The following is a 16,831-nucleotide window of genomic DNA, read 5'->3' on the forward strand; positions in this document are numbered from 1 at the left end:
CTCTCCCCGTCACACCGAGGCCCTCACGGGTCGAAGTCGAGCGGTGTGCAGCCCCCGGGCATCATGCGTGCAGCCGCTTGTGGACCTCCTCCGCTTCATCGGCTCGCCGGGCCATGGCCAGTGGCTGTTCCTGCACGAGTACGCGGAACAGCGCGACGGCTTCGGTGGAAGCGGCGCGGGCGGCATCGAAGTGTTCGCCCGCTGCCCACCAGGCGCGCGCGGAGGTGGCGAGGGCGTGTGCGAGGACTTCTCGGTGGGCGTGCGGTTCCTGGGAGGAGAGAAGGCGTGCTCTCCGGACCGCGTCCTCGGCGACTTCCCCGGCAAGCTGCGCTTGTCCGGTCATGGCGAGTCCCCGTGCCTGCTCCGTGAGCGACTCGGTCAGCGCGAGGCCCATCAGCGCAGGACCGTCGGCGTAGCGGCGCAGGATGTCCACGGCTTGCTCGTTCGCCGCGACGCCGTCCTCCTCTCTGCCCGGCACTCCCACCGCACACTTGGCGAATGCGTTCAGCGTGCCGGCGCGCAGCAGTTCCGCCGAGAGGTCTTCCGGGAGTGCCCGGCAGAAGTCGACGGCCTCGGCGAGCAGGGGGAGGGAGGCTTCGGGCGGGACGGTGTCCGAGACCGCCGCCACTTCGGACAGCAACATGGCACGGTGCATCAGGGCGTTGCCCAGCACAGCGTCGGCGAGCGGCGGTTCGGCGTCGGTGCGGGCGATCGCGACCGCCTCCTCGACGGCTGCGACGGCGCCTGCCGGGTCACCGGCGCGCCACAGCAGACGGGCTCGCTGCAAGAGCGCGGTCGACAGCTCGGCTCGCAGGCCCGGCGGATCAGCGGCGTGCTGCGCGCGGAGTCCGGGGAGGGCCCTTTCCAAGGGCTCCAGGGCGTCCGGCCAGCGACCGCAGGTCTCCAGTAGTTCGGCCAGCAGGGCCTCGGAACGTGCCCAGGCGAGTCGGGTGGCGTCGTCGCCTCGATACTGGTGTTCGGCGCGCCGGTGTGCGCACGCCTCATCAGCGGTCGCGGCCGCCTCCGTCACACGGCCGAACAGCCACAGCTGCCGCGCATGTGCTTCGAGACCGTCAGCCTGCTCGGTGCGGTGCGGGCCGGAGTTCCGCCGTATCCAGCGGTCTCTGATGTCCAGTGCTTCGCGGGAACGCCTGAGAGACTCCTCGTACTCCTTGTCGGTCCACAGCAGGCCGCCCGTGGCCGACAGAACGGCCCACAGATCGGTCTCATAGCGTGAGGGTGCCTCGACGCTGAGCGTACGCAGCCGTCTCAGGGCTTCCTCGCCTGCGCGGCGCGCCTCCTCGAACTCCCCCAGGACGCAGTGGCTCCGGAAGGCGATCAGCCAGTTCCTGAGCATCGGCTCGGCGAAGGCCGCCGGCTGGTCCGTCTCCGCCCCGCTGTTGAAGTCCATGGATTGTTCGACGGTCTCCAGGGCTTTGTGCGGTTCGCCGAGCACGAGGTAGGTGCCCGCCAGGTTGTTGAGACAGGTGGCGAGGTCCGGGAGGTGGGCGCCGGGTGCGGTCTCGGCCAGGTCTTGCAGGATGCCGGCTGCCTCCCGTAGGTGGCCGACCGCCTCCGCCGCTTCCTGTGGTCTCTCCTCGGACTTCAGTGTGCCCGCGAGGGTGATGAGGGACATGGCCAGGTAGTTGCGGAAGGCGTCCGGCTCGAGGCGGACGAGTTCGCGGTACCAGTGGACGCTCTGCTTCGCGATGCGATGCGCCCGGCGGCGGTAGCCGTGGGCCTGGCGTTTCAAAGCCAGGGTGTTGAGTGCCAGTGCCAGACGGGGCGTGTAGATGTGTGGTTGTTCGTCGACCAGGTCCCGGTAGAGCCGCACCGATTCCTCAGCGGCGTCGAGTGCTTCGTCGAGCTGTCCGAGGTTGTCGAGGTCGATGGCGAGGCTGTTGAGGGCGTTGGCGAGGTCGGCCTGGTACGCCCGGGGGCGCGCCTCCGCGAGGCGTCGGCGGATGGTCACGGACTCACGCATGTGGTCCAGCGCGTCGCGGTGAAGTCCGGCCCCCTGTGCGGCGGAGGAGGCGGTGGCGAGGACCAGGGCGAGACCTGCCAGCTGGCTGTCGGGATCGTCCTCGGCGAGCCGTCGTTGGAGTTCGACCGCTCTACAGGCGGACTTCAGGGCGCTGTCGCGGCGACCCGATTCCAGCGCGACGATGGCGTGGTTGTTCAGGTGGTTGACCAGGAGAGGGGTGTGCGCCATCGGGTCGTTGTCCTGGAGGGCCTCGCACAGTCGCCTGCACTCCTCGGCCACGCGCCACGCGGTGTGGTGGTCTCCGTTGGCGCCTGCGGCCACCGCGAGCGTATCGAGGGCTTTCACCAGGTTCACCCGGCTCGCGGGGTCGTCGGGACGCAGTGCGGCGCGCAGGAGGACCACGCCCTCCTCCGCGGCCTGGTACGCATCCCGTCGGCGTTCCACATTGCTGAGGAAGATGGACGCGTTGACGCGGCAGGCTCCCCGTTCGGCCTGGTGGCGCGGGTGGTCCGCCGGGATCTCCCGCCACAGGTCGTGGGCCTCCTGCACCGTGCTGAGGCATTCCTCCCGCTCGCCCATGGACGACAGGCGTTTGGACAGTTCCCGCAGTGCGACGGCGAGTCCCGGGCGTGCCGCGGGATCGACGGCGGCCTGCAGCCGGTGGACGCGGACGATGCGCCGGTGCAGGTCCAGTGCCCAGGGGGCCAGCAGGTACGTATGGGCCGGGACGGCCGCGGCTAGTTCCTCCAGTTCGTCGAGTGTGGCGCCGGGATGATCGGCGAGGGCCTGCAGTGCGGCCAGCAGGGGGGCGGGCTCCTCCAGCCGGGAGGCCAGGGCGATGGCCGCCGGGCCGAGCACCGCCGGGTGGTGCAGGCACCACTCGGTCAGTTCCTCGGTGCTGGGGCCGGCTCCCCGTACGGACGCCCGGGTGACGAGGGTGAGGAATCTGGCGGCCTGGTCGGGTGTCACGGCCGGCAGCAGCGCGTCCACCAGGCTCGGGCGGTCGCGGAAACGCCCGCCCACCAGCCGTTCGGCCAGCCGGTCGGGTTGCAGGTGCCCGACGGTGCCCGCATCGGTGGGCAGCACGGACAGGAGCCAGGCGTGCACGGCACGGACTCCGCCGGGCACCCCGCCGCCGTTGCCGTCGCCGAGCACGGCGGCCAGCACGGCGGTGGTCTCGCGCGGCCCACGCGGCCCCAGGGCCACGACGGCGGTCACCGCGTCCTCCAGCGTGTCCCACAGCAAAGGGGGGTAGATCCGATGTGCCCCCGCGGTGCCGCGCCAGTGCACGCGCTCATGTACCAGGAGAGCGTTCTCGATGGCCGGGGTGTCACCCGCGGTGGGCGCCACCCCCTGCGCCGCGTCCAAGAGGTGCACCAGGGCGGCCATGTGCAGAGTCAGAGGTGAGCCGAGCGCGCTTTCGGTCAGGTCGGGCGGGGTGCGGTCGGCGTACTCGGCCCAGTCGGGCCCTTCCTCTCCGGAGAGTTCCTTGAGCGCTGCGGCAAAGGCGCGGGCAGCGGTGAAGTAACCGTCGAGGCCGTCCGGCGGCAGCACAGGAAGCTCGCGGACCGACGCGGCCGACAGCATCGATCCGAGCTGCAGTGAATCCCCGGTGACTTCCTCGAGCCAGTGGCCGGCGGAGCGGGCGAGGAGGACGGTCTTGACCGGCGTATCCCGATGCTGTGCGGTGAACTCCAGGACGGAACGCGTCTCCTCGATGCGGCCGTCGGCACCGTCGACCACCAAGAGCAAGGGCAGGCCGGGCGCGGAGGTGCCGGGTTCCATCCGCGCACCGGGCCGCAGCCAGACGACGGACCACTCCGGTTGGAGGCGGCGGGCGAGTTCCACCACGAGCCGGGTCTTGCCCCGGCCACCGGGGGCGTGGACCACCGCGACCTCGCCGTCGGACTGCTCCGTCCACGCGGTCAGTGCGCGCAGTTCCTCCTCCCGGCCGTGGAAGGGGACGACCGCCCGGGCCGGATGCAGCAGTTCCACGACCGAGCGGGCAGCGCGCTGCGTTGCGGCGTGGTGGTCGGGGTGGGCGAGAGTGGCGTATTCGACCGGCTGGGGGACGTGTGGTCCATGAGCCCCGAACTCCTCCAGGGCGGCGAGGAAAGTATCGTCATGCAGAAGGGTGACGGCCCGCTCCGCCTCCAGCCGCGCCGGGATGCGGTCGGGCACGTCATTGACGACGACGCCCACGACGAGGTCGCCGCACAGCACGGCCGCCCCTGACATACCCCTCCAGGACGAGTCGCTGGTCCCTCGGCCACGGTAGGTCGTGCAGTCCAGTACGTACATGCCGCCGACGAGCCCGCTGAGGGGGCTGATCTTTCCCTCTGCCTGCTCCGATTCCCGGGACCGCCGCTCGGAATGAGGGAAGCCGGTGGCACGCCACTCTACGGACGTGCTGTCCCCGGCGATCCGGCCCCACAGCACCTGGGTGGGGGAGGCAGGCTTCCAGTCATCGGCGGAGATGTGCACCAGCGCGGCGTCCACTTCGGGCGCATCGCCTTCGGTGGCGTCCTTCGGCATCCCCCGCCACACCACGTGCCCCAGGTAGTCGGTTTCCTCCCCGAGCGGGGAGACCGCGACCGGCGAGCCCAAGGCTGCCACGGCGTGCGCGGCCGTGAGGATCAGACCCGGGGCGATCTCGTAACCGGCCGCCCAGCCACCTGCCGCCGCCACGCGCACGACGCGCTTACCGCTCAACAGGCCTCCCCGGCTCGTATGGGTCCTGCCACGGCAGGAGGGACACGTGTTCCTGTCACCGCGGCCGCCGAGCGCGCACCCGGTCGTCCGGAGCCTCGCCGTCGGCCGCCGCACCCTGCCCGTCCGCGGAGATCTGCACCGGGCCGCCCCCGCGACGCGGCGTGAGGGTCACCAGCACACGGTGGCTGCGGCTGCGCGCCGCGGAGCCCTCCGCATCCGCCGTGACGACCCATGCCCGGAAACCGGCTTTGCCCCGGGCCTCCTGGCGGATCTCGACGAGGAACTCCATCTCGATCTGGCCGACATCGAAGGTGATGTCCCGGCCCTCGCCGCTCACAGCGGCCTCCATGAGGCTGTCCCGCAAGGCGGTGACGGCGTCCCCGAGTTCGATGTTCATCAAGCCCCCCACATCCCGCGCGGCCGCAGAGGCACGCCGTGTACGCGCCCCGCTGGGCGCTCGCCAGAAGCGAACCGACTTTAGCCAAGGGGTACTTGGCCTGTCCGGTGGATCGGAAAGGCGAACAATGTTCCACGGAAAGAAACGCCGTCCATATTGGCAGGGGCATGCCAGTGTGTTGAAGTGGCATACAACGTTTCTCTCTCCGATACCCCCGAGGAGGGCAACCCCGTGCTACGCACCCTTCTGCGCGCCGTCCCCGCCATCATGCTGGCCGTCGCCGCCACCCTGACCGCCCCCACCGCCACGGCGGCCACGCCTCACGTCGGTCTCGCGGCTGATCCCGCCGCCCCCGGCCCCCACCCGGTCGCCTACACGGACCTCACCGTCTCCGCTTCGGGCCGCTCCTACAGCGCCCGTGTCTGGTACCCGGGCGCGGCCGCCGGTGCCAACGCCCCCGTCGCCCAAGGAGCCCACCCTGGCCTCGCCTTCGGACACGGCTTCCTCCAGAGCATCTCCACGTACGAGAGCACCCTGCGCCACTACGCCTCCTGGGGCTTCATCACCGTCGCCCCCAAATCCCAGGGCGGCCTCTCCCCCAGCCACAGCGGGTTCGCCGACGACCTGAACGCCGCCCTCGCCTGGCTCACCACGCAGAACGCCACCACCGGATCCCGCTTCGCCGGCGCCGTCGACACCAGCCGCTACGCCCTGGCCGGCCACTCCATGGGCGGCGGTGCGGCTCTCCTCGCCGCCTCCCGTAACCCGGCCGTCAAATCCGTCAGTACGCTCGCCGCCGCCGAGACCAAGCCCTCCGCGGTCACCGCCTCCGCGGCCCTCGCCATCCCGGTCCAGTACGTCGGCGGCAGCAAGGACACCATCGCGGGCGTCGACGGCCATCAGCGCAGGATGTACGACGCGAAGCCCGCTCCCACCCAGCTCCGCGTCATCACCGGCGGCTTCCACTGCGGCTTCACCGACAGCAGCGGATTCGGCTGCGACAGCGGCTCGATCACCCGCGCCGAGCAGCAGCGTCTCACCCGCTCCGTGACCACCTCCTACCTCCTGTACACACTCGGCCTCGACGGTTCCCTCCACGACCAGGTGTGGGGCGCCGCGGCGCGGAACCTTCCCGGCGTCGTGTACACCGCAAAGCCCTGACCCCGCCCGAACGATCTCGCCGTCCGGAGGAGAAGCACCCTGAGCGCACCCATCCCCCGCGTCGAACCCGACCGTGAGCGGTGGGCGTTCACAGTCTTCTCCGGGCGGCCCCCCGGTCACCGTCCGCCGCGGCACACCCGCGCCGTTCGGATGGTGGCCGGTCGTGCGGAACCCACCGCCTCGTCGAGGACCTCGTCCGTGGTGAGCTCGGCGCCGGCCACCAGCTCGTGCATCCGTTGTCTTCGCGCTCTCGTCGCTCACCGAGGCAGGCCGTCACGAGTTCTGCGTTTGACGACGGCCCGGCACGGGGCTGCACTGGATTCATGGACGCTGCGGTGATTCCGTCCCAGGGAGAGCAGCGATGACGACCATGGAAAGTTTCACCCTTCTGCAGCCGTACAAGATCGCCGAGGAGACGTTCGTCATCCCGTGGGCCCTCGAGGCCCCACCGGTCGGCCACTTCCCGATGAATTCGATGGTGATCCGGGGAGCCGAACCGGTCCTCGTGGACACCGGGGCGCCCGCAGTACGAGCCCAGTGGCTGGAGGCGGCCTGGTCCATCGTGGATCCCCTGGACGTACGGTGGATCTTCCTCACCCACGACGACCGCGACCACGCCGGCAACCTCCTGGCGGTTCTCGCGGAATGCCCGAACGCGACCCTGCTCACGACATGGTTCTCCATCGGCCGCATGGCCGAGGAGTGGGAGACCCCCATCAACCGGTGCCGCTTCATGACCGACGGCGACACGATCGACACGGGTGACCGCACCCTGGTCGCCAAGCGACCGCCCCTGTACGACAACCCCACAACCCGCGCCCTCTTCGACCCGAAGACCAACGTCCTGTGGGCCGTCGACACCTTCGCCACGAACGTGCCGACCCCCATGCCCGAAACGGCGGCGCTGTCGCCGGACGAATTCCGCGACGGCCAGTTCTTCGGCGGAAGGCTGGTCTCCCCCTGGGTCGCCCTGCTGGACTCCCAGAAGTTCGGGACGGTCGTCACCGACTTCCAACACCTCAACGCCGAGGTCATCGCCGGCTGCCACTGCCCCGTCCTGCGCGGGCCCCAGATCCCCGAGGCCTACGACCTCCTCCGCCAGCTCCCCGACGTCCCACCGTGGACAGAGTTCACCCAGTCCGACCTGGACCAGTGGATGGCGGACGCCGAGAGCTCGGTTCCGCCGGAGCAGCCGCGGCCGTCGGGGACATGAGCAGCGCCGCCGCGCGGCGTTGGGATGGAACGCTGACGAATCAAGGCAGGTCGCGCAGGTCGACCGGCGCAGCGGTCACCTCGCTCGCACCCTCGGGACCGGGGGCGTAGAAGGGGCGGGCGGCGTCGACGGCGGCGAGCACATCGCTCCGCTGCCGGCCGTCGTGGAACCGGCCGTGCTTCTGCACGAAGCCCGCCAGCAGGTCGAGCCACCGACGGCAGAAGGCGAGGTCGGGCTCGCGCCGTACGCCGGCTCCGTCCACGTCCAGCCACGTGGCACCGGTGTGCGACCACGCCCGCTCGGCCAGCACGCCGGGGTGCGCTCCGCCCGTGCAGCGCGCCGCCACCCAGGTCGGCTCCCGCACCTCCAGGTCGAGCGACACCGCGAGCGGCCCGTCGCCTTCGACGGAGCCGAGCACACGCCCGCCTGCCGTGATCACTTCGAGCCGGCGTGCCTCGGGCCCGTACGCGGTTGCCGACAGGTGAACGCTCCGCCCGGCCGCGCCGTCGATCCGGCTGCCCTCGTCCTGTCCGTCCACCCGCAGTCGGAGCCAAGGACCGTTCGTGACGACGACGGGGCCGCTGCGCAGAGCGAGGCTGAACGCCGCCGGGTCGTGGTCGCCCCCGGTCCACGCGTAGACCCGCCCAGAGCCCGGCGGGCCGGAGAAGGCACCGGCCCGGCTGAAGGACAGGAAGGCGTCGGTCCCGGCCGTCGGCGCGAGCCGCAGCCCGCAGCCCAGCAGGCGGTACCAGAGCTCGGCCGGGCCGGAGGGGTCGACCGAGAACAGCAGGTCGATGCTGTCGACCAGGCCGAGCGCGGCGTCCACCACCAGCTCCCGCGCCTCCACCGACCGGATCACCCAGTCGAAGAGGTGATCCGGCGCCGACTCGGCATCCGGGGGGAACGGGCGGACCACGGGGTGGCAGTAGCCGATGGCCGCGCCTCCCGCCCGCAGCTCGGCCGCCGTCTCCGCGTTCGCGGGCCAGTCCCAGGGGTGCGAGCTGCCCTCGTGCCCCGTCGCCCAGCGAGCGGGTGAGGTGTGCCCGCCCGTGGCGTGGAAGTGGCCCAGCAGGTCGTTGCGGAACTCGACCCCGAAGGCCGTCGTGCCGTGCTCGTGCCGCAGCGGACTGCCCAGCCGGCTCTCCACGAGCGCCTGGTCGTAGACCTCGTCGCCGTGCCAGTTGCCGGCGACCAGGCCCATCAGGTCCAGCCCCTCGCCCTGCTGCATGAGGACCGCGTCGTGCAGCGAGACCACCTGGTCACCCGAGTAGTTCGCGTGCACGTGCAGGTCCGCGCCGGTCCAGCCGCCGCCGTCGCCGTCCCACCAGCGCTCCGGCTCGAGGTGCAGCCGTGTCGTGCCGCCGGCGTGCAGCTCGGCCCGCTCCGAGACCGAGGTGTACTGCGCACCCCGCGCCGCCGTCACCCGCACCACACCGGCCGGCACCTCGAGCGTCGCTTCCTGCGCGTGGAAGAACGGCCGGTCGTGGACGTCGTACTTCAGCCGGCCTCCGGTGGGCGCCCACGGCTGCCCCGCCACGTCGACGACGCTCCATCGGACGGGCGTGGTGGCCGAGAGCTCCAGCACGGCCGGAGGCACGCGGCGCACGGCGGCCGACAGGTCGACCCTCACTGTACCGGCGCGCAGTGACGCGAGCCCCGGCTCCGGCTCCAGCTCCATCCGGCCGACCGCACCGGCTGCCACCGTCCACGCACCGGCCGCGCCCCTGACATCGACCGCATGGGGCGTGTCGTTCACGACGACCACCACCACACCTCCGGGGCACCAGGTCGCGGGGCCGCGGGAGCCGTCAAGCACGTGCAGCGGTTCGCCGTACCGCACGGTCCCGGTCAGAACGTCGACGACGACGACACCGGGAGGCAGCGGCGCGTCCGCGGTCACCAGCAGCCGGAGAACGGCGGCGCGGTCGACGCGCCGGTCCTGCCCCATGGCGGCGAGGACCGGGCCGAGCGCCGGCACACCCCAGCGGCGGGCCAGATCGAGGACGTCCAACATGACGTCGGGTGCTTCGGCCCCCCAGTCCAGCGGGGATTCGGCGAGCAGCGCGCGGTAGCGCGCCAGCGCCTCGCCGACCGCGGGGGGCAGCTCGTCGTCGCAGCACATGGCGGTCCCTCTCTTGCCGAGCGCGACCTGTGAGATCACGGCAGCTCGATGATGTCCCCGCGCCCCATGCAACAGCCAGGCGATCGGGCGACTGACCCTCCAGCCAGGGCTGTTCGTCAGCAGATTCTGCGGGTGCCCGGCTCGAGAAGCGATGCGTCCCACGGGATGTACGAGAGCCGATTCGGGTGCCAGTAGTACATCAAGTCCGCGTTCTCGCTTGACCATCCCTGGTAGATCTCGTCCCAGGAACGCTCCGCATGGTTCGTCAGTGAGCGGGCTTCGATCACGTCGTCGCCGCGCTGGTAGCGCACGTCCATGGAGATGCGGACCTCGTCGCGGACCACTGCGGGCAACGACTGATGGACCGTGAGGCTGGGAAACGTCACCACGTCGCCCACGGCGAAATCGCCGCCGACCCAGTCGGTCTCGTGCGCGCACAGCTGCGCCCCCCAGTTGGTCCAGTAGCCGTCACTGTCTCCGGTTCCCACCGGCAGGCGGCCCTGCCGGTGGGAACCACGCAGGATGACGAGCGGACCGCTCGCCAGACTGCAGTCCCCGACGGGAAACCAGCAGGTCCACGTTTCGGTACTGCCCTGAACGAGCGGGAAGTCCTGATGGGGTGGGGTCGCGCCCGTCGACGGGTGCGCCGTCATGGCGCGCATGATGTGACGCGGATGGACGAACACGTCGTCGCCGCCGAAGAGCTTGCGGTAGAGGTCCAGGAGCGCCGGCTGGTGCGGCAGCCGATGCAGCTCGGGCAGCCTCTGCATGGCGGCGTAGAGCTCCGCGGTGACGCCGATGTCGACCCGCATCTGGTCGGCGGGCAGCTGGTTGAGCCGGGCGAGATCCAGTTTCCCGTCGAGTGGATCGGCATCCGGCGCCCGTAGGCCATGCTCCGACAGTATGTCGAGGACTTTGGAGCGAAGCTGCAGAATCGGCTCCGGATCGAGCAGTCCACGGAAGAACAGATACCCGTCACGCTCGGCTCGGGCTCGCAGCTCGTCGGGGTGGCCGAGGAGTCCGGTGGATTCCTCGAATGGCGTCAGATCAGCGGCTTGGAGCTTCACCGGAACCGAAGACATGGTTTCGCTCATGGCCCCCAGGCTAGGAACGCGCTTCCTCGCCGCGCCATGTGGAGAACGCTCCGTTCATGGACGATCTGATCAGCGCCGGGCGCGCGGCCGCTCGAAGGCTTCGGGGCTCGCCGGGTTGACTCGTCGCAGGCGCCCTCCTAGCGTGCCTGAAACGATTCACCGTCCGTGCTGCCGGCGATGCCGTCCGAGAGGGGCACTCCCGTGGGGGTTCTGCACGTCGTCAAGCCCACCGCCGAGTACACCACCTGCCCTCTCGGGCTCGACACGGAACGGCCGCGGCTGAGCTGGCAGCTGCTCTCCGACCGACCGGATCAGGCGCAGAGTGCCTACCGGATACGCGTCGCGACCAGCGCCGACCTGCTCGACAACCCTGATGTCTGGGACAGTTCACGGGTGACGTCCGACCAGTCGGTGTTGGTCCCCTACGACGGCCCCGCGCTTGCCCCCCGCACCCGATACCACTGGTCGGTGCGGGTCTGGGACACGGACGGTGTGGCGAGCGAATGGAGTGAGCCCTCCTGGTGGGAGACCGGACTCATGGACGGCTCGGACTGGACCGGCCGCTGGATCGGCGCCCCGGTGGCCCTCGTGGGCGCGGCGGCAGCGGCCCCGCTGCCAGGGGTGCCGACCCTGCGAGGGTCCCAGTGGATACGCCTGGCGGACAGCAGCGCGCGGGGCCGGGCAGGGACCGGAGCCTCCGCCGCGATCCGCTGGTTCCGCGTCGTCGTGGACGTACCGGCAGGTGTCCGCCGGGGCTGTCTGGTGCTCGCCGCCGACGGCGGCCTGACCGCCTACGTCGGCGGCACCCAGGTCCTGCACACGGTCGCCGATCCCACCGCGGAGAACTGGCGCCGTCCAGCCGTGGCCGAGGTCACCGCCCAGCTGCGGCCGGGACGCACCGCCGTAGCGGTCCGCGTCGACACGAGCAGCACCGGATCCGGGGAGGCCGGCCTCCTCGGAGTGCTGCAGTTCACCACCGCCGACGCAGTACGCCACCTGCGGACATGCCGTACGTGGAAGGCCACCGGTGGCGAACCCGCGGGTGACTGGTCAGGCCCGGACTTCGACGACAGCGCCTGGGCCGCCGCCGACGAGTGGGCCCCCTGGGGTATGGCCCGGCGAGGGGCGGTGGCCCCCGCCGCATCCCCCGCCTTCCAGCTGCGGCGCGAGTTCCGGCTCCCCGCGAAACGGATCGCCCGCGCCCGTCTGTACGCCACCGCCCTCGGCCTTTACGAGGCGCACGTCAACGGCCGCCGCGTCGGCGCCGACGAGCTGGCCCCGGGCTGGACCGACTACCGCAAGCGGGTGCAGTACCAGACGTACGACGTCACCGACGTCCTGCGCGGCGGCGCGGCCAACACGCTCGGCTTCCACCTCGCGGACGGCTGGTACGCGGGCACCATCGCCTCCTTCGGCCGGCACCACTACGGCGAACGTCCCCTGCTGCTGGCGCAGTTGGAGGTGACGTATACCGACGGCTCTACCGAGCGGATCGTGTCGGACCAGGCGTGGCGGGCGGCGGCGGGCCCGCTGGTCTCCGCGGACCTGATCGGGGGCGAGGACTACGACGCCCGGCGGGAGACGGACGGCTGGACGCAGCCCGGATTCGACGACTCCGGGTGGCAGCCGGCGGAAGCTGCGGCGGTCACCCCACCACCCGCGATCGTGGCCCAGGCCGATCCCCCGGTCCGGGTGGCGGGCGAGCTCCCCGCCCGGCAGGTCACCGAAGTCGCCCCAGGGGTCTTCGTCTTCGATCTGGGCCAGAACATGGTCGGCTCGGTGCGGTTGAAGGTCTCCGGCGCGGCGGGCACGGTGGTGCGGCTGCGCCACGCGGAGGCACTCAACCCGGACGGCACGCTCCACACCGCCAACCTGCGGTCGGCCCGGGCCACCGACACCTACACCCTCAAAGGAGGCGGCTCGGTGGAGGTCTACGAGCCGCGCTTCACGTTCCACGGCTTCCGCTACGTGGAGGTGACCGGCTACCCCGGGGTGCCGCCCCTGGACGCGGTGACCGGCCGGGTCATGCACACCTCGGCCCCGTTCACCATGGACTTCGAGACCGACGTACCGATGCTCAATCAGCTGCACTCCAACATCACCTGGGGCCAGCGCGGAAACTTCCTGTCCGTCCCCACCGACACCCCGGCCCGCGACGAGCGGCTCGGCTGGTCCGGGGACATCGGCGGCTTCGCCCCCACCGCGGCCTACGTCATGGGGTCGGCACGCTTCCTCACCAAGTGGCTGCGGGACCTGTACGACGCCCAGCGGGCGGACGGCGCGTTCCCCGATGTGGCGCCGCAGATCGGCATGGTGGGCGCGGGCACGGCGGGCTGGGGCGATGCCGGCGTCTGCGTACCGTGGGCGTTGTACCAGGCGTACGGGGACACCCGGGTCCTCAGGGAGGCATGGGAGCCGGCCAAGCGCTGGCTGGACTACCTGCACCAGCACAGCGACGGCTACCTGCGTCCCGCCACGGGCTACGGTGACTGGCTCAACGTTCGCGACGAGACGCCCAAGGACGTCCTCGCCACCGCCTTCTTCGCCCACAGCGCCGACCTCGTCGCCCGCATGGCGCGGGCTCTCGGTGACGACCCGGCCCCCTACGAGAAGCTCTCCGACGCCGTCCGCGGCGCCTTTTGCGCGGCCTATGTCTCGCAGGGCGGCGCCCGTATCAAGGGCGACACCCAGACCGCGTACGTACTCGCCCTGTCCATGGATCTGTTGCCGGAGCCGGAGCGTGGCCGGGCCGCGGACCGCCTGGTGGAGCTGATCGAGGCGCGGGACGGGCACCTGTCGACCGGCTTCCTCGGCACGCCGCGGCTGCTCGGGGCCCTCACTGCCGCGCGCCGCACGGACGTGGCGTACCGGCTGCTGCTCCAGGAGTCGTTCCCCGGCTGGGGCTACCAGATCGCCCGCGGAGCCACCACCATGTGGGAGCACTGGGACTCCGTAAGGGAGGACGGCGGCTTCCAGGACGCGGGGATGAACTCCTTCAACCACTACGCCTACGGCGCGGTCGGCGCGTGGATGTACGCCACCGTCGCCGGCATCGCGCCCGCCGCACCCGGCTTCCGGCGCCTGGTCGTCCGCCCCCGCCCCGGCGGTGCGGTGACGGCGGCGCGCGCCCGCTTCGACTCGCTCTACGGCCCGGTCACCACCCGCTGGAAGGCGGGCGGCGGCGGCTTCACTCTCCGTCTCGGCCTGCCGGTGGGCACCGCCGCCGAGGTGTGGGTCCCCGCCCGTGCCGTGGCGGACGTCAGTGCCGGCGACGCGGAGTTCCTGCGGATGGACGGCGGTTGCGCGGTCTTCGCCGCCGGTTCGGGCTGTCACCTGTTCCGTACCGGACGACTCGCTCGATGAGCGTCGCGACGGCTCCGGCACCGTAGCGGTGCAGCCCGCGTCTCATCCCGTCATCCCGCGTCGTCTCCCGCCGCGCGGTAGGCGGTCGGGCTGAGGCCGTAGTGGGTCCGGAACCGGCGGGAGAAGTAGTTCGGGTCGGGCCAGCCGACCGCGGCACCGACGCGCGCCACGGGCTGTGTGGTGCCCCGTAGCAGCGCCGCCGCGCTCTCCGCCCGCGCGCGGGCGAGGTAGGCCATCGGCGGGAGCCCGATGTGACTGGTGAACATCCGGGTGAGATGGCCCGCGCTGACCGCGAGTTCGGCGGCGAGCCGGGCCGGGGTCCAGGCCTGTGCGAGATCGGACTCCAGCAGCCGTACGGCGCCGAGTACGAGCGGGTGGGCCGAAGGTGCGTCCGCCGTGGCGGTCGGGGCGGGCGCCTGCGGTGCCGCCGCGGCGAGAGCGTCGAGGAAGACCGCGAGGCGGCCGAGGACACCGATTCTGTGGACCGTACCGTCGTGCCCGGCGGCCGCGGCCAGTTCACCGAGGAGCGACAGGCACCGCGTGTGGTGTTCCGCATCGAGCCGGAAGCCGAAGACCCCGGCGTTGCCCAGCGCGCTCGGCCCGCCCCACAGCAGGTGGTTGACGGCCGGTTCGGTGCGGATCCAGGCGAGGTCGGCGCGGAGCAGCTCGGCCGCGAAGCAGCAGTTGACCACGGTGAGGCCGGCGCAGTCCACGTAGCCGTGCCAAGGCCCTGGCCGGAGCACGATGACGTCCCCCGCGGCGAGCGGCCGGCCCCCGGCCGCGGTCAGGTGCCGCCCCCGACCGGAGACGACGAGGGCGATCTCCAGGAAGTCGTGGCTGTGTCCGGGCACGTCGCCGGTCAGCCGGTGCCGGCCGGTGTGCACCGGAACCCGGGCGGGGAACAGGCCGGTGCCATGCAACAGGCCGTCGAACTGGGTGTCTTGGTCCGGCACATCAGTATCGTGCTAGCTCGTGCGAGTCGTTGGCTAGCCCCGCGGCCACCGGGGCGACCAGCATGAGGGGTATCGCTGAGACCCCCGGCAGGGGCCGATGAGGCTGAGGAGCACGATGGAGCTTTCCGAAGAAAGCGTGGAGCACTACCGGCGGCACGGTTTCGTGCGCGTGCCCGGAGTCCTCTCGGCGGCCGAGGCCGCCGGCTACGCCCGCGCCGCCGCCGAACTGCCCGGCGCGTCGTCGACCGGCCCGGAGATGCGGGCCTTCCGGCAGTACGTCAACGTCTGGCGCACGAGCGCGGCGTTGCGCGTGCTGACCCTGCACCCGAAGCTCTCGGCGCTGGCGCATCAGCTGGCCGGTGTGCCCCTGCGTCTGTGGCACGACCAGGTGCTCGTCAAGCCGCCGCACCACGAGACCGCGACCGAGTTCCACCAGGACCACCCGTACTGGCCGCACCGGACCTGCCGGCACGCGCTGTCCGCCTGGGTCGCGCTGGTCGACGTACCGGCCGAGCGCGGCTGCATGACCTTCCTGCCCGGCTCCCACACCCACACGGGGCTGCGGCCCCAGGACCTGCACAAGGAGGGGGACCTGTTCGAGATCGACCCCGAACTGCGGTGGAGTGAGCGGGTCACCGTCCCGCTGCGCGCGGGGGACATCACCTTTCACAACAGCTACACCGGCCACATGGCCCTGCCCAACCGCACGGACACGGCACGGCTCGCGCACGTCGTGATCTACATGGACGCGGACACGGTCTACGACGGCCGTCCGCACCCGGTCACGGACAGCGTCGGCCTCCTGCCCGGCGACCGCCTCGACGGCGACCTGTTCCCTCCGCTGACGTCGGCCGCCGCGGGGTCCCGGTCCGCATGACAAGGTGGAGGGCTCGGGAGTCCGGAGCCGGTCACAGGACGTGCTGGGCGCTTCGCCACTCCCGTGGTGACTGACCGACGTGCTGCCTGAACAGGCGGGAGAAGTAGTACGGGTCGGCCACGCCGCACCGCCGGGCGACCTGACCGACCGTGAGGCCGGTCGTGCGCAGCAGCTCCTGTGCCCGGGCGATCCGCCGTGCGGCGACCCAGCCCATCGGCGAGGTGTCGAGGTGCCGGCGGAACCGGCGCGTGAGCGTCGCGACGCCACAGCCCGCCACGCCGGCCAGCTCGCCGATGGTGAGCTGATGGTGCAGCTCCTGGTCGACGTACTGCAGCACGCGCCGAAGATCGTCGGGGACGAGCGCCCCGTACAAGGGCCCGGCCGCTCCGAGCGACTCCGACAGCTCGTGCAGGAGCAGCGTCCCGAGCGCCCGCATCAGCCCCTCGTCCGGCACGCCCCGCCGGAACACCTCGACCGCGTACAAGGAGACATCCACCAGCCGCGGGCGTTCCTCGGCGGAGGAGACCACGACCGAGCCGCCGGAAAGGATTGTGCCGTCGCGCCGCCATCCGCATCCCGTGAGCGGGTGGTCGCGGTCGTGGGGCACATCGGCCACCACCCGGTGTCCGGGGTCGTGCTCGGGTATGAGATGCGCGCCGACGAGCAGGAACGGGTCCAGCGCGTCGGCGGCATACCGGATCGACCGCCCCCACGGCAGGATGAGGAGCACGCCGGCCTTCATCACATGGCGCTGTCCGTTGACCCAGACCTGGCCGCCTCCTCTCCGGCACAGGAGGACCATGCGTGACTCGACCCGCGCGTGCCGCAGCCGCCGGCCGGGCTGGAACTGGTACATGTTCGCCTGGCTCACGACCGGGAACGGCGCCCCACTGACCACGAGCGGATTGTCCGGCAACCGTGCGTCCGCTGTCATCGCCCAGGCACACGGCGCCGC

General features: G+C 71.7%; 9 protein-coding genes and 1 pseudogene. 4 read left to right on the forward strand and 6 right to left on the reverse strand.

The features are described 5' to 3' along the window. Positions 1-61: 61 nt before the first annotated feature. Both ACZ42X_RS01050 and ACZ42X_RS01055 read right to left on the reverse strand, forming a co-directional pair. Positions 62-4,696, reverse strand: a complete 4,635-nt coding sequence (locus ACZ42X_RS01050) for a tetratricopeptide repeat protein (RefSeq protein ID WP_468282748.1) — start codon at positions 4,694-4,696, stop codon at positions 62-64. A 55-nt stretch (positions 4,697-4,751) separates the two neighbouring features. Then, positions 4,752-5,093 (reverse strand): trypco2 family protein, encoded by a 342-nt coding sequence (locus ACZ42X_RS01055; RefSeq protein ID WP_468282751.1) that lies wholly within the window; start codon positions 5,091-5,093, stop codon positions 4,752-4,754. Positions 5,094-5,324: 231 nt separating this feature from the next. On the opposite strand from ACZ42X_RS01055, the gene ACZ42X_RS01060 reads away from it, so the two are divergent. Both ACZ42X_RS01060 and ACZ42X_RS01065 read left to right on the forward strand, forming a co-directional pair. Continuing rightward, a complete protein-coding gene (locus tag ACZ42X_RS01060) occupies positions 5,325-6,254 on the forward strand; it encodes an alpha/beta hydrolase family protein (RefSeq protein ID WP_468282754.1) in 930 nt (309 codons plus the stop codon). A gap of 361 nt (positions 6,255-6,615) precedes the next feature. Further along, complete coding sequence (locus ACZ42X_RS01065; RefSeq protein WP_468282757.1) at positions 6,616-7,467, forward strand: MBL fold metallo-hydrolase; 852 nt, start codon at positions 6,616-6,618, stop codon at positions 7,465-7,467. A gap of 40 nt (positions 7,468-7,507) precedes the next feature. Here the strand turns inward: ACZ42X_RS01065 and ACZ42X_RS01070 are convergent, their stop codons facing one another. After that, positions 7,508-9,628 (reverse strand): CehA/McbA family metallohydrolase, encoded by a 2,121-nt coding sequence (locus ACZ42X_RS01070; protein WP_468282760.1) that lies wholly within the window; start codon positions 9,626-9,628, stop codon positions 7,508-7,510. A 77-nt stretch (positions 9,629-9,705) separates the two neighbouring features. Beyond that, the gene (locus ACZ42X_RS01075) at positions 9,706-10,683 is read right to left on the reverse strand and encodes a phytanoyl-CoA dioxygenase family protein (protein ID WP_468282763.1); all 978 of its coding nucleotides are present in this window, start codon (positions 10,681-10,683) and stop codon (positions 9,706-9,708) included. 210 nt (positions 10,684-10,893) lie between these two features. Here ACZ42X_RS01075 and ACZ42X_RS01080 point away from each other — a divergent pair. Next, positions 10,894-14,046 (forward strand): annotated as a pseudogene (locus ACZ42X_RS01080) (family 78 glycoside hydrolase catalytic domain); the annotation flags it as partial. Positions 14,047-14,096: 50 nt separating this feature from the next. Here the strand turns inward: ACZ42X_RS01080 and ACZ42X_RS01085 are convergent. Then, positions 14,097-14,999 carry an AraC family transcriptional regulator gene (locus ACZ42X_RS01085; protein ID WP_468282766.1) on the reverse strand — a complete coding sequence of 301 codons (903 nt, stop codon included), beginning with the start codon at positions 14,997-14,999 and terminating at the stop codon, positions 14,097-14,099. A 115-nt stretch (positions 15,000-15,114) separates the two neighbouring features. Here ACZ42X_RS01085 and ACZ42X_RS01090 point away from each other — a divergent pair, with 115 nt between their 5' ends. Then, on the forward strand, positions 15,115-15,876 hold the full coding sequence (locus ACZ42X_RS01090; protein ID WP_468282769.1) for a phytanoyl-CoA dioxygenase family protein: 762 nt from the start codon (positions 15,115-15,117) through the stop codon (positions 15,874-15,876). Between the two features lie 31 nt (positions 15,877-15,907). Here the strand turns inward: ACZ42X_RS01090 and ACZ42X_RS01095 are convergent, their stop codons facing one another. Next, a complete protein-coding gene (locus ACZ42X_RS01095) occupies positions 15,908-16,774 on the reverse strand; it encodes an AraC family transcriptional regulator (protein WP_468282772.1) in 867 nt (288 codons plus the stop codon). Positions 16,775-16,831 lie beyond the last annotated feature (57 nt).

The organism is Streptomyces sp. NPDC030862, from assembly GCF_055571835.1.

What these genes read in the sequence shown, in the direction of transcription:
- ACZ42X_RS01090 (WP_468282769.1), top strand. Translation starts at nt 15,115, where the DNA reads ATGGAGCTTTCCGAAGAAAGCGTGGAGCACTACCGGCGGCACGGTTTC.
- ACZ42X_RS01055 (WP_468282751.1), bottom strand. Translation starts at nt 5,093, where the DNA reads ATGAACATCGAACTCGGGGACGCCGTCACCGCCTTGCGGGACAGCCTC.
- ACZ42X_RS01075 (WP_468282763.1), bottom strand. Translation starts at nt 10,683, where the DNA reads ATGAGCGAAACCATGTCTTCGGTTCCGGTGAAGCTCCAAGCCGCTGAT.
- ACZ42X_RS01065 (WP_468282757.1), top strand. Translation starts at nt 6,616, where the DNA reads ATGACGACCATGGAAAGTTTCACCCTTCTGCAGCCGTACAAGATCGCC.